The following is a 14,871-nucleotide window of genomic DNA, read 5'->3' as shown; positions in this document are numbered from 1 at the left end:
TTTTACAGGCATCACCATGCAAATATAATGAATAAAATCTCAACTTCGCGAGGTTGAGTTTTTCTATGTGCCGACCTTATCACACTCTAAACGAATTCGGATGCCCTGAATGTACATTTTCAATAATCTGGCGTTCTTTTTCAGTAAAAGTCTTAATAAAGGTCTCGGCTGATTTTAACGGTTTCATCGCACTAAAACCATCTTGAATGAAATCATACATCAATTCGAAGTGATATTTTTGGGCTATACCTTTACACATTTTAAAAGCAGTAAACATCATAAATGAGCGCATGTACTTATCGAGCGCTGCTCCTAAATCATCAAGAAGGGCAAGCTGTTGATAACGCGCTTCTGCTTGATCGAGCTTGATTAAGGTTAAACGCATAATCTCATCATTGAGTACGGTATCTGCCGGATAGTCCTCAAGAAGTTGTATTGCTACTTGCTCATCAAGTTGAGTTGCAAGTACAGCTAAACTTACCGATTTAGTGCCTGTTTTAATTGCATTTTCAGGTAAAACTTTTTCGGCTTTATGCGCATATTTCAATAGGCGTTCAATTTGAGCTGCCAAAGCATCAAACTCTGGACCGCCATATAAACGATTTAAAAAATACTCTGACATGAGCTTATGTGCTGGCAAATTAAAAAAGTCGTGATGCGTATCTTTCATCCGCTCTTTTAGCCATGTTTGTACATCTTGCAAACGTTGGGCAAGCACAGGATTATCATGATAATTAAATGTTTTATATTGTTGTAAAAGATCATCAAAAGCAGCGAGTTTAGACATTTAAGGCTCTAATATTGGGCTATTTGCAAAAAATCATAAAAGGCATTGTAACCTTGTACTATGGCGAGTAGATGTAAAAAAAATGATTCATGCGTCAATTCTTAGGCAGATTTTTGTCGCAATGACATAATTTGTATAGCAATTCATCAATTAACCGCATAAGTTAAAGATCATCGAAATTAAACAATAAAAGATTAGAGCCGTGGACTATGAGTGAACAACAACCAAAATTTGAGATTCGTGATGAAGAACAGCTTTCAGTCGATTTGATTGAAGCACAATATGCGTTAAAAGAAAGTCGGGGCAAACCCAACGCTAAAAGCACACTCATTTTAATGAGTGGTATTGAACTGGCTGGAAAAGGGGAAGCGGTTAAGCAACTTCGTGAATGGCTAGATCCAAGATATTTAAGAGTCAAAGCAGACGCGCCACGTGTGCTGACGGATAGTGAGGCATTTTGGCAATCTTACTCAGAGTTTATTCCGACTGAAGGTCAAATTGTGGTGATGTTCGGCAACTGGTATAGCGATTTGCTCGTCACCGCGACACATGTTTCCGAACCTTTAGATGAAGCGCGCTTTGATGAATACGTTGAAAATATGCGGGCATTTGAACAAGATTTAAAAAATAACTATGTCGATGTTATTAAAGTCTGGTTTGATCTTTCATGGAAATCACTACAAAAACGTTTAGACAAAATAGACCCCTCAGAGCAACATTGGCATAAGCTTCACGGCCTAGACTGGCGTAATAAAAAACAATATGACACTTTGCAAAAGTTACGCCGTCGCTTTACCGACGATTGGTACATTATTGATGGCGAAGATGAAAAACAGCGTGATCAGTTTTTCGCTCAATATCTTTTACAACACATGCGTCAACTTCCAGAGCATGAAACTGAAGTTAAAGGAAAATGGCAGCAAGCTAAAATTCCAGAGATTTTATTAAAACCTTCTAATGAACCACTTGAAAAAGCCGAATACAAAAAAGAGCTCGATAAACTGAGTAAAAAAATTGCCGATGCCATGCGTTTTGATAAACGCAATGTCGTGATTGCTTTTGAAGGTATGGATGCTGCCGGTAAAGGCGGGGCCATTAAGCGAATTGTTAAAAACCTAGACCCACGAGAATACGATATTCATTGTATTGGTGCACCTGAACGCTTTGAAGCTCGGCATCCTTACTTATGGCGCTTTTGGAACCGCATTAATGAAGCCGAAAAAATTACAATTTTTGACCGTACTTGGTATGGCCGAGTGCTGGTAGAACGAGTTGAAGGTTTTGCTTCGCCTTTAGAATGGCAACGTGCTTATGATGAAATTAACCGCTTTGAAAAGGATTTATTTGATAGTCAAACGGTTGTAGTAAAAATTTGGCTGGCGATTAGTAAAGACGAACAAGAGCAGCGTTTTAAGGCCAGAGAAGAGACACCGCATAAACGCTTTAAAATCACTGCGGAAGATTGGCGTAATCGTGATAAGTGGGACGAATATCTAAAAGCCGCCGCAGATATGTTTGAGCGGACCAGTACTAACTACGCACCTTGGTATATTGTCGCAACTGATGATAAATATACTGCACGTCTGGAAGTATTAAGAGCAGTTTTAAAACAGCTGAGAGCAGACTAAGCTCTCAGCTAAAATGCACATATTAATTTACAATTGTACCACGGCTTTTTTGCTGAATACGTTTTGCAAGGTTATAACTGTCATTCAGATGAGTTTCTGCTATTTTTTTCATCATGAAATAACCTAAGCTTGCTGCTACAATTTGTCCGCCTAGCGGTATAAATTTAGTCACCTGTTTTGTTACGATTTTGCCCAAAAAGCCGTTAAATGTTTTTTTAACGGTAGTACGTGCGACTACAAAACCTGAAAATTCAAAACCGCGTTTACGTAATTCATCCCAATGAATAGTTTTAGTTTTTGGGTCGTAAACGCTCACGTGTTCAGGTGCTAAACCAAAACGGGAATTGATATCTGGAATCAGGTGCGACAAAATTCCCAAATCTACCGCCACGTCAAAAAAAGGAATCGGTACAATTGCCGCTCCGGCTGAGACGTAAGCTCTTTTTTTGATGAGATCATGGCACTCATCGCGAATTTGTTCCAGATTTAGGCTAGGATCAATATAGTCAGGAATCTTGTCAATTTTCATAATGTCTACCTGTATAAGTTCTTGATGGCGTCATTCAAACCAAGTGTAAGTGACACCTTAAGTTAAATTATGCTGTGTTTAAACCAACGTGACATAGTCAGATTCAGTTGTATAGTAATGAATGTTTATGATTTTGTGCATAAATTATGCAAGCAGGAAATGAAATAAATGGGGATCCATGTTATTCAAAGTCAACGTATTGATGTGTTGTTGCAAGGTGTATTGGCGTCTACATCTCAAGCTTCAACGCATCCATTACAGGTTTTGAAAACCCAACATTTTATTGTTCCAAGTCCTGCGGTCGAGCAGTGGCTGATACAAAAACTTGCAGAACAGCAAGGCATGAGTGCCAATTACCAGTTTCACCAACGGGTACGAGGTTTCCAATGGTTTGCCTATCAGCAAGTTTTAACTGCACATAAAGAGCAGGTCCGTAAAGCCAACATCCCCCGTTTAATTTTTAAATGGCGGGTGCATCAGGCTTTGCACGAATTTATCCAACCTGAGACGATAAGCATAGATTCATCGCATCCTTTACATTCTATTGTTCAGCGTATTTATGACAGCGCAGATCGACTCGAACAAGGCATAGATAAACAATTAAAAAAACAAAAAATGCTGTATTGGGTCGCTGAGCAGGTTGCCGATTTATTTAGCAACTATATGATTTATCGCGGACAGTGCCAGCGTGGGTGTGAAAATAGTTGTACCTGTCCAGAAAATTGGTTGTCTGCTTGGGGCCAGGGCCGATCATTAGATATTGAAAAATATATTGTACAAAAAGATGAAGAAGTGACTGCTTTTGCATTACATCAAACGCAAGAGCTAGAACGCTGGCAGCGTTGGTTGTGGCAACAACATTTTCATGATGACTTTTTGCAGATGCTGCAAATTGATGAGTTGTTTTGGCAAGAATTAGAGCATCCGGACCGCAGTAAGCGTGCTATTTCAAGATTACCTAATCAGGTGGTGATCTTTACGTTATTAGATTTACCGCCAAGCCAATTACAGTTTTTGCGCCGTTTAGGGCAATACATTGATGTCTTGATTTTGCACTATAACCCTTCACAAGAATATTGGGCCGATAGTGTCGATCCACTCTGGAAGCAGCGTTATGACTTAGGGGTAAAAGAGCGGTTTATTGCGAAAAATCCGAAGGCTACAGACATTGAAATTAGTGAGTTTTTTAATAAATTCACACTCAACTTTAATGCTGAAGCGCGTGAGTCCAGACATCCGCTTTTAACCAGATTGGGTAAGCAAGCCCGCGACCACTTTTCGCTATTATCAAATTTGTCCACGGGCGAAGAAGGTAAGTGGGTGGATGCTTTTGTAGATGATTTTCCAGAAAGTTTACTCGGTAAAGTTCAGTCAGATATTTTACATTTGGTAGAACCGCAAGCGAAACAATATGAACTCGCTCCAGACGATGACTCGATTCAGATTCATGTTTGTCATTCGACTTTACGTCAGCTTGAAGTATTAAAAGAGCAGTTGATTGGCTGGTTGGCTAAACCACATGAGCAGCCGCGCCGCCCAAACGATATTCTAGTTTTAGTTCCTAATTTGGCTGATATTGAGCCTCTAATTCGAAGTGTATTTCCCGCTACTGCCACTGAACAGGGGGTGCATTTGCCTGTGAAAATTGCAGGTGTTGCATCACTTGATGCACTTAATGCATGGCGTGCCGTGATTGGGCGTATTCAGCTGATGCAGGGGCGTTTTAGCTTTGATGATTTTGCTGACTGGTTAAGTTTGCATGCGACCCAGCAGCGTTACGAACTTGAGTATGTTCAGGTTGAGCGAATTCTAAATTTACTTGCCGATGCGGGCTTTAAACGAGGGCTGGATGCAGAGCATCTCAAGCGCAGTTTGTGTGAAGAGGATAATGATTATCGATATAGCTTTAAATTTGCCTTAGAGCGATTGGCCCTTGGCATTGCTGTACCTGTGCATGCAACGTTCAATCAAGTGTTGAGTTATGCCAAAGTTCAGCCCAGTGATTTTGAGTTGGTTGGTACACTTATTCAGATTTATCAAGATTTGAATGAGCGCCGTGATTGGCTAACTCTGCACGAACAAGGAAAAGTCTATACTGTTGAATATTGGCTCCAAGTGCTAGGCAAAGATATTGTTGAATTTGAGCAGGTCGGTGTTGCTGCTTTAAAAGCTGTGCGGGAAATTGTTAAAAAACAAGAACGAATGTTAACGCTCGCAAGTTATTACGCCGAGGCAGAAACAGGAACTTTGCGCAAAATTACCTTGCCTCTGCCTTATATTATTGAAGAAATTCAACGGACTTTAGAAAGCCAAAGTGCACAAGCTGAACCGACAGGGCAAATTACCTTTGCCCAAATTGGACATATTCGGCCGCTACCTTATCGCTTAAAGGTCATGTTAAATCTTGATGCAGGGCAATTTCCAAACCGTGATACCCACGTTCCATTTGATTTGATGGATGCACTACGCCAACAGTTAGGTGACCGCTCTCGACTTGAAGATGATCAAGGTGCTTTTTTAGATGCTTTATTATTAGCCCAAGAAAATTTATGGCTGTTTTATAACGGCTTTGATGTGAACGATGGCGAGGTACGCGAACCTTCCAGTATTCTTCAAGAGTTCCGTGAACATCTTGCCTTGATTGTGAAAGCTGAAGATGGTGAACCTGAAAATATAGTTGTTGAAGGGATTGAGATACCTTCACAGTTAAAACAACTCCATCACTTCCATGATTTACAGCCCTTTGACCCGAAAGGATTTACTGTAGAGAAGCGTGTTATTCGTTATCAAGATCACTGGTTTAAGGTCGCTACACAAATTCAGCAAGTCTCAGGAAACCGTCAGCCTTGGGCGAACACGACCTATCCGCTACAAATACCTGACATACTGGTTTTAGAAAGCCAGCAGTGGATACAGGATGTGACATTCCCTGCACGATTATATTTGAAAACTTTAGGGGTAGAAAACTTAGGAAGTGTCGGAGTGCTCGACCAAAATGAACCTTTATTATTAGATGGTTTAGGGCGCTATGCGATTCGACATTTTTTACAACAATCTGAACAGCAAGCACAACCTGAAGTATTAATTGATCAGTTACCTGTAGGTAAAGTCAAATATAGCGCATGGCAACAAGGTGTGTTTGAGCAAGAATGTTTACTTGAACGCCTTCACCATTATGCACCAGCAGTGACACCAACGACTCAGCGTATTTGGCGAATTGCTAAACAGCTTCATATGAATATTACCGTTCCGAAGTCTGAAACTCAGGACTGGGTGAGTATGGAGCCTTCAAGCGCTCGCGCAAAAAGACGCGCTAAAGTCTGGTTAGAATATCTACTCTGGTTAGCTTACTTAAATGAGGGAAGTGCAGGAACTGAAAAGCGCCGTATTGTGGTTTTTAGCGATCAAACTGTGATTTGTAGTGGGATTAGTTCTGAGCAAGCTCGGCAATATTTACAGCCATGGTTTAAAATCTGGCGCCATGCACAGCAACAACCTTTGGTTCTACCAGCAGCCTTATTATTAAAGCCGCTAGAAAAAGCTAAAGCATATCAGTGGGAAACAACAAATCAGACAGAAAAAGCAAAACTGGATGAGAAGAGTTATACAGAGCTGTTAAAATACTGGAATGAGACAGGGTCATTTACCACAATGGATATGACTCAAAATGAAGCTTGCAAGTTGCATCAAGACTGGAGCTTTATTTTGCAAGAACAAGATGCGCAAGCTTTGCTTCAACATGCTTGTGATGAGTTTGCGTATGATTTGTATCATCCGGTTTTTCAATTTCAACATTCGGAGTAAGGCATGAACTCAAGAGTACAGGTGTCTTATCAACCTATTATTGATATTGAATTTAGTGGCTTACACTTAATTGAAGCTTCGGCTGGTACAGGAAAAACCTATACCTTATCAAGTTTGATGGTCCGTATCTTTCTTGAAAAATACTTGCCTAGACAAGTGATTGCGACCACGTTTACCCGTGCTGCTGCTGCTGAGTTAAAAAGCCGTATTCGTGCACGTTTGGTTGAAACGTACCGTTATTTAGATGCCAAGCGTAGTTTTACAGAACAAGAATTACTTACGCAGGCAGAGCAAGAACCTGACTTATTACTCCAGCATATTCTAAAGCATTTTGCGACGCGTATTGCCTATGCGTGTGAACGTTTAAAATTGGTTATAGATCAGTTAGACGAGTTATTTGTCGGAACACTCGATAGCTTTAGCCAAAAACTATTACGTGAGTTTGCTTTTGAGAGTGGCAAAATTGAACGTGCTCAAATTACCGATGATGCCAAAACCTATAGCCGACAACTGATTCATGATGTTTTACGTGAATGGATACAGTCTCAACCTCAAACCGTGATTGATGCGTTGTATTTGGCAGGTGAGCTTAAGAGTGTTGATAGTTTTGTTAAACTGGTTGAAGACTCACTTAATTTTAGTTCGGCTCATTTTAAACTTCCCGAAAAACCAACCATTCAATTTGAACAACTTACGCAGCTCAAACAATTAGCGACAGAAATTGATATCAGCCTTTTAGAAGCATATTACTTGCTTGATGGCGAGCACTATAAACATGTGAGCGGGACAGTATTTAGAAATGGGGCATTTAATAAACTATTTAGTGAATGTTTACCGCAGCTACTACAAGTTCTAAAGCAAAGCGACATTATTTTAATTTTTGATGGGTCATTAACCGCACAACGAGAACTTGTTTTTAAGTTTTTAGGCCAACTTGCTGATCAAAAAGTTTTTAAGAAATGTCCTGCTGAAATTTCAGATGGTTTCTATCAGCATTCCTGTATTCAGCAAATTCAGAAGCTATTTGGTGTGCTGAAAAACTACGCCGAGCAGTTCGACCAGCTTCATATTTATTTAAAAGCCTATTTATGTGTAGAAGTTAAAAAACGTTTACCTCAGGTTTTACAAAATAAAGGTGAAACTACTTTTTCTCAGCAAATTCGTACACTTTCTGAGGCTTTAAAAGGTGAGCAGGGGCAACGTTTTGCTGTATTTGTGCAGGCTCGATATCCTTTAATTTTGGTTGATGAATTTCAGGATACCAACCAAGATCAAGACGATATGCTGGCGAGCATTTGGCGCCATCCAGAGCGCTACAAAAAAGGTTGCATGATCATGGTGGGCGACCGTAAACAGGCGATTTACGGTTTCCGCGGTGGGGATATGCTCACCTTCTTAAATGCCTATAAAGATATTCAAGCTAAACATGGTCGTGAATATAAGTTAATTCATAACCATCGTTCTGTTGCTGATCTGGTTGAAGTGGTCGATGCCTTATTTCAAAGGCAAATCGACTTTGGTGAAGAAGTTCAATATGATCCAATTCGAGCAGGCACTCGGTCTCATCCTGTACTGATTGAGCAGAATAATCATAATCCTCACCCTTTGCGCTGGTTAATGCTCAAAGATAAAGAAAAAGAGGCTCAGCAAGTTGCTTGGAAGATTCGAGATCTACTCAACCAGTCACATGCTGGACAACTATATTTTCAAAAAGATGCTCAGACTCAAACCTTAAACGAAGATGATATTGCGGTATTGTCTCGTAATCATGATGGGCTGGATAAAGTTCAATTTGAGCTAGAACGTTTAGGAATTCGGGTTAATAGGCCATCAAAACGAAGTGTTTTCGATTGTACGATTGCTCAAGACGTGGGGGCTTTGCTGACCGCCATACTTCATCCTTACGATGAGGCAAAAGTGAAGCGAGCTTTGATTAGCCGTCTATTTGCCATGGATTTAAAACAACTCTTGCAACTTGAGCAGACAGCCGAAGGGTTAAGCCAGTTTATGACTGGTTTTGACACGATTAGAGAGTTGTGGTCCGCTCAAGGCTTTTTAGTGGCATGGCAACAATGCCTCATCCAGTTTGATATATGGCAAAATTTGGTTGCAGCTCAAAGTAAAGATAATGAACGGGTTGTGATGAACTTGCGTCATTTAACTGAAATTCTGAGTCAGCACAGTGAGAAATACTCAGGTGCTCAGAACCTTTATCACTGGTATCTCAAACAGTTGCGTTCTCCTCTTGACCGTGATTGGGAATTAGAACGTAAATTATCGAGTGAAGCTGGTGTTCAGCTCATGACAATTCACCAGTCAAAAGGGCTGGAATTTAAGATTGTATTTTTATTAGGTGCAGATAAGCCCTTTCGAGAAAATAATAAAACACTCAATTTTTCGACCCAAAATATTGTCAAACCGGACTCAAACCAGACTTTGACTCAACGTGTCGTTGCGATTGCTGACAAGACTTATTTGAATGAAATAGAACTTAAGCAGCACGAAGAACGAGCGCTCGCTGAACAGAATCGTCTTTGGTATGTGGCGCTCACCCGAGCAAGCCATCGTGTCTATGCTGTCTTACAAGATCTTGATGGTAAATCGGTATCAGGACTCGCATTTTGGAAAAATAGAGCTGAGCCTTTTCAACACCGTTGCTGTACGGATGAAATGGTTTTGGAACAGATTCCACAAGCAATTCATTTAACCAAGCAAACCAGTATTATTGAAATACAAGCAAAACGGTTTCCTGAACAACGTTTTTATTCGAGAGGGAAAACCAGTTTCAGTTACTTGGCACAGCATTTAAAACATAAGGCTGGCACAGATTTATTGGCCAGCCAGAGCAATGATGCTGTATTGGCAGAAGATGAGTTGGACTTAATCAATACTGCAGAAGCAAGCAGTGCTCAGCCGATTGACTGGATAAAGAGTAACTTTCCGCGAGGAACGCTTGCCGGTAATTTCTTACATGAAATCTTTGAGCATATTGATTTTCAATGTTCAGATGAATGGGTTATAGAAATACGTCGTCGTTTTAAAAATGACTATAGTAGCCTTTGGCAAGATTTACTTAATAAATATAACGAGAGCTTCCCAGACCAAGAGGACGCCGAGAATCTGCTTTACCAGTCAGTTGCAGAGTGGTTAAAGGATATTTTGCGAACACCGCTTTATCAAGGCTTCCGGCTAAATCAGCTCCAACAAGATCAGTATTTATCAGAGTTTCCTTTTTATTTGGCTCTTTCAGATCGGGTTTTAGCTATGACACGTATTCAGCAGCTTTTTGCTGAGTATGGTTTGCATATGCCAGAACTGCTTGAAGCTCGTTCAGCACGTTATCTCAATGGTTCTATCGATTTGGTTTATTTTGATGGTCATCGTTACCACATTGCCGATTATAAAAGTAATTACTTAGGGGATGATCTTGCAGATTATCGTAGCGATAGCATTGCCCAAAGCATGTCTTTAGCAAGTTACTGGCTACAGGCAGGTTTATATCTCGTTGCATTACATCGTTATTTGCAAGTCAAAATGCAGGATTACCAAATTGAGCAACATTTAGGTGGGGCAACTTATCTTTATTTACGTGGTATGAATGGTGAAGCGGAGCAGGGGTATTATTATTGGGAACCTAGCGTCGAATTTATTCTTCGTCTTGATGCCATTTTGGGGTATTTTGCTGAGGATAAAATAGCATGAAAAATGCTGATAAAATGTATAATTTGAAGATTAACAAATACTTGATATGTGGATAAGCCTGTCTATAACCATGTGGACAAGCGTGTGGAAAACTAGGTGGATAAGTGTGTGGACAACCTAAATAGCCCTGAACAAGCCGATTTAAGCTGGTTAACAACATGGAGTAGCTTCTTAAATCAGGCTCCATTTACTGAACAATCGCAAGTATCAGAAGCCACTTCTTACTTGCAGCAGCTTATTGAAGCGAGCTTACAAGGCGATAGTTGTATCGATATCAGTTCAGAGCAAATTGCAGCACTTGGTCAGCTTGCTATATCTGCCGATCAAGCAACTTCAAAAGTTGCGCCGTGCGTCTACGATGAGCAGGGGTTGGCATTATACCGATATTGGCACCTAGAGCAACGACTTGCAGAACAAATTTGTCGATTAAAGCAACAACTAATTCAACCCGTAGCTTGTGAAGACTATCTGGACCTACTTACTGATCCTCATCAACAGGCAGCTTTGCAGATGGTTGCTCGGCAAAGCTTGAGTATTATTACAGGTGGGCCGGGTACAGGTAAGACTTATACGCTGGCACGTATTATTGCTGTGCTGAGCCAGGCAATTCCGCATATTCGTGTGGCGATGGCTGCTCCAACAGGTAAAGCAGCACAGCGAATGCAAGAAGCACTACAGAACTCATTTAACGATCCTAAGTTGCTTGAGTCCGGATTAGTTAGCGAAGAGCTCCGAAATCAAGGAACACAAACGATTCACCGTTTGTTAGGGATGGGACATAGCCAAACACCACGGTTTAATCAAAAACAGCCTTTGCCTTATGACGTCATTGTCGTGGATGAGGCTTCCATGCTGGATTTAAATCTGGCTACTCTTCTATTTGAAGCGGTGCCAGAGTCTTGTCGAATTATCTTATTAGGAGATGCAAATCAGCTCGCTTCCGTTGATGTCGGGGCGGTACTTGCAGATTTGCAACAAATACAGGCATTGGCTGACAACAGAGTACAATTACAAACCAGTCGCCGTTTCGCTGAAGGGGCACTGATTGGGCAAGTTGCTAAATTTATTCAGGCGCAAACCCATCAACAAGATCATGTAGAGATTTTACAGCGGTTTGAAGTTGATATTGTTCAAGCTTCAGAATTAAAGCCTATACTTCTACAAACAGATATGCCCGATGTAGTTCAGCTTGAATATTTACCAGAAGGGAATCAATTAGACCTAGATCTTTATTATCAAAAGCTAATGCTCGGTTTCCAAGGGTATGTACAAAGTCTAAAGAACTATTTGCAGGAAGAGCGCTCGATTGAACAGATCCAAAATGTAGTAAAAGCATTTGATGACTACCGTATTTTAACGGCTGTTCGTCATGGCCCGTTTGGGTTGCAGCAGTTAAACCAATATGCGCAGCGTTGGATACAGCAACAGTTATCAATCGTGACTGTCGGAGGGTGGTATGTGGGCCGTCCGGTAATGATGACCTATAACGATTATCAACTCGGTATTTCAAATGGAGACATTGGTTTGTGTTTTGAACATAGAACTCAGCCACAGCAGTTTGAAGTATATTTCCCAAGTTTGAATAAATGGGTCGCTGCAAATCGATTGCCTAAAAGCATTCAAAGTGCTTTTGCCTTAACAATTCATAAATCACAAGGGTCTGAATTTACACATACTGCTGTTGTTCTTGATCAGGCTGCAAAGAACTTATTAAGCCAAGAACTTATTTACACTGCGATTACACGAGCTAAGAAGATAGTCAGTCTTTTAGTTGACCAAGAGGCTTTATTACAGGCATTTACAGTTCGTACGACACGAAAAAGTGGTTTAGTTCAAAAAGTTAATCGGTTAGTTCGTTAAGCCAAACTTAATATTTTTACACTTGTAAGAAAAAGCTTACATAGATTCGAGATATTTGCTGCTAGAGTACACCCCGTGTTTTTGAGATTATAAACGCACAACGAGCTTGGCAAGGAATGTCGGGCAAAATCGCACAATAATAACAACTTAAGTCGAGAGACTGCGAACTTACAATGAAGTAGGTGTATAAAGAGGAAACTTACAGCCGCTAAGCCTTGTAGTTTTGGGAGAGACTACAAGGCTTTTTTATATCCTAATTTTTATTACCTTTCAAAAAGTATGAGAAAGCTTTGCTTTTAGCGCTCTCCACACGATGTATTCTTGTAAAGATTTAAATCAATAATATCAATATATTTATCTGTAATATGTTTTTAAAACAGGCATTTTTCCTGTGAATTGTTAAGTTAAATGTTATACAGAACTGTACGTTAAATGTTAAAAGTGGTCATTTGCCAAATATTAGACAGACCTGTACGTTTTTACTTACATGATGATAAGAAAAATACTACTTTTCTTCATAATTGGATATGTCAAAATACATCACATAAGGAAATAGAAACAAAAACAACGGAAGTGAGTTAAAACAACAAGAAGGATGTGACTAGCATCTCACCAACGACAATAAAAAACAGTAATAACACGATAAACAAAAACTACAGCGCCAAAAACCCAAGCAGAAATGCTTGGGTTTTTTATTTGCCTCTACACTAAGTCAGTCTCATGAGAGTCGCTACCGAATAAAGAACGGCGTTGATCTCTCGGTATACGCGGATATTGGGTTGAGATTTGATAGAGAACTTTAGCTAAAGCAGGCAGGTGAGTACCCACTACAGATTTACCTGTTGTTAATAGGGAAACACTGATATCTCTTTCAGGGTCAGCCCAGCATAAAATGTTGGAGAATCCTAAATGACCAAAAGCTTGCCCCGTCATTGGGCCAAAAAGACCTATAGGATTGCTACCTAACATTGGCCCCAGAGCATAGCGCATTGGAATTAGCAAAGTACGGTCAATGTTAACGCCTGTGGTTGGCAGCGTTGCTCTGAAAATTGTTTTCTCACTAAAGATTTGCTGACCGCCGTAGCTTCCACCACTTAAAAGCATTTCAAAGAAGCGGCCGGCTTGTTCTGCACTGGTATAGATGTTTCCAGCTGGGCAAATGGTGTCCATAAAACGACTATCATTAGTCACATCAACTGCAAGTTGTAAACCGCCACCTAATACATGATTCAGGTAGTGATCGGTACCAAGGCGAGGGTGCAGACCTGTTGCACAATTTAAGGCGACTTCTGAACGATATTCTGGTTTTAAGCCATAATTGAAATAAGGCATCCCCATTGGTTTTTCGATAGTTTGATGTACAAATTCACGTAAGTCTTGCCCAGTCACCCGTTCAATGACTTCTCCTAAAATATAACCTGCCGTAACCGCATGATAGGCAAGATGATTACCAGCAGGAGACACAGGTCGGGCAGCATATAAACGTTTTAAAATTTCGTCTTTATCAAATAATAAATCTGGTGTGACATCGCCATCAATATAGGGAATGCCGCCGCGATGTGCTAATAAATGAAAGATCGTTGCACGGCGCTTACCATTGACCCCATATTCAGGAACATAATAGCTCACGGGATCGAGCAAATTAATTTCGCCTTTTTCATCTAATAAATGAATCAACATGGCTGTGATCATCTTTGATGCTGAAAATAGGCAAACTGGTGTGTCTGGTGTTGCAATCAGCGCATTTTCTTGAAGTCCTGCCGGAGAGTTCCCTTGGGCATATCCAATGCTTCTATTTAGCAAAATTTTACCTTGCCTGCGTAAACAAAAGGTAATGAGTGGATAGTTTCCGGTTTTATATAGTGCTTCTATACTTTTCCAGATTTTTTGAATCTGATAATCACTCACTCCACCCTGTTCAGCAGCAACTTCATCTTTTTGTCGAATGACTTGCTCAATATTGTCCGGTACTGGACAAGTGTTGGTTGAAAAAATTTTCACACGTCCCTCGCGCTTCTTTCTTTTTATTCGAGGCTAGTGTGCAGGGTTAAGGTCCTCATGTCAGTGTCTAAAATGACAAGTTACTGAAAACTATTTTGCAATCCACCTATAGATACCTTAAAATAGGCGACTTGCTGTAGTGATGCACGGCAGTCAGTTGCCTCAACTGATTCATATCGTTTACTTTTTTAAGCATCTCGGAGAAATCGAATGGCTTTAACTAATGCAGACCGCGCAGAGATCATTGCTAAATTTGCTCGCGCTGAAAATGACACTGGTTCACCAGAAGTACAAGTAGCTTTATTGACTGCTCAAATCAATGATTTACAAGGTCACTTCAAAGCTCACAAACACGACCACCACAGCCGTCGTGGTTTGATCCGTATGGTTAACCAACGTCGTAAATTGCTCGACTACTTAAATGGTAAAGACCACGGTCGTTACACTGCTTTGATCGGTGCTTTAGGTTTACGTCGTTAATTCGATTTTCACTTTGTTTTCGCTATTTCGCATGTCGCAATGCTTTATCGCTGAAAAGAGAGTTTCACTTAATGTTAGGT

At 40.4% G+C, this 14,871-nt stretch carries 8 protein-coding genes; 5 read left to right on the top strand and 3 right to left on the bottom strand.

Translation table 11 applies throughout. The annotated features are described in order from the left end of the window. Window positions 1-79: 79 nt before the first annotated feature. Window positions 80-787: an FFLEELY motif protein gene (locus KTI79_RS11105; RefSeq protein ID WP_086376313.1), complete on the bottom strand. Its 708-nt coding sequence runs from the start codon at window positions 785-787 to the stop codon at window positions 80-82. Between the two features lie 209 nt (window positions 788-996). Between KTI79_RS11105 and KTI79_RS11100 the strand changes: the two genes are divergently transcribed. Continuing rightward, window positions 997-2,415, top strand: coding sequence for a phosphate--AMP phosphotransferase (locus KTI79_RS11100; RefSeq protein ID WP_032054290.1), 1,419 nt, complete (start codon window positions 997-999; stop codon window positions 2,413-2,415). A 22-nt stretch (window positions 2,416-2,437) separates the two neighbouring features. On the opposite strand, the gene KTI79_RS11095 is transcribed toward KTI79_RS11100, so the two are convergent. Continuing rightward, on the bottom strand, window positions 2,438-2,944 hold the full coding sequence (locus KTI79_RS11095; protein WP_016142355.1) for a hypothetical protein: 507 nt from the start codon (window positions 2,942-2,944) through the stop codon (window positions 2,438-2,440). 168 nt (window positions 2,945-3,112) lie between these two features. Here KTI79_RS11095 and KTI79_RS11090 point away from each other — a divergent pair, with 168 nt between their 5' ends. From KTI79_RS11090 to recD, 3 genes are all read left to right on the top strand, one after another. Continuing rightward, window positions 3,113-6,748, top strand: a complete 3,636-nt coding sequence (locus KTI79_RS11090) for an exodeoxyribonuclease V subunit gamma (protein ID WP_086376314.1) — start codon at window positions 3,113-3,115, stop codon at window positions 6,746-6,748. A gap of 3 nt (window positions 6,749-6,751) precedes the next feature. Continuing rightward, a complete protein-coding gene (locus tag KTI79_RS11085) occupies window positions 6,752-10,450 on the top strand; it encodes a UvrD-helicase domain-containing protein (protein WP_032054292.1) in 3,699 nt (1,232 codons plus the stop codon). A 108-nt stretch (window positions 10,451-10,558) separates the two neighbouring features. After that, entirely contained in the window at window positions 10,559-12,310 is a 1,752-nt protein-coding gene (recD, locus tag KTI79_RS11080; RefSeq protein ID WP_032054293.1) for an exodeoxyribonuclease V subunit alpha, read from the top strand. A 702-nt stretch (window positions 12,311-13,012) separates the two neighbouring features. Here the strand turns inward: recD and KTI79_RS11075 are convergent. Further along, window positions 13,013-14,311, bottom strand: coding sequence for a serine hydrolase domain-containing protein (locus tag KTI79_RS11075; RefSeq protein ID WP_086376315.1), 1,299 nt, complete (start codon window positions 14,309-14,311; stop codon window positions 13,013-13,015). Window positions 14,312-14,521: 210 nt separating this feature from the next. On the opposite strand from KTI79_RS11075, the gene rpsO reads away from it, so the two are divergent. Further along, a complete protein-coding gene (gene rpsO, locus KTI79_RS11070; protein ID WP_002114951.1) occupies window positions 14,522-14,791 on the top strand; it encodes a 30S ribosomal protein S15 in 270 nt (89 codons plus the stop codon). The last annotated feature ends 80 nt before the right edge of the window (window positions 14,792-14,871 follow it).

Origin of the sequence: Acinetobacter sp. WU_MDCI_Abxd143 (assembly GCF_025514195.1) — a bacterium.
Taxonomy (GTDB): domain Bacteria; phylum Pseudomonadota; class Gammaproteobacteria; order Pseudomonadales; family Moraxellaceae; genus Acinetobacter; species Acinetobacter pittii_H.
This window is presented reverse-complemented; position numbering and strand designations above follow the sequence as displayed.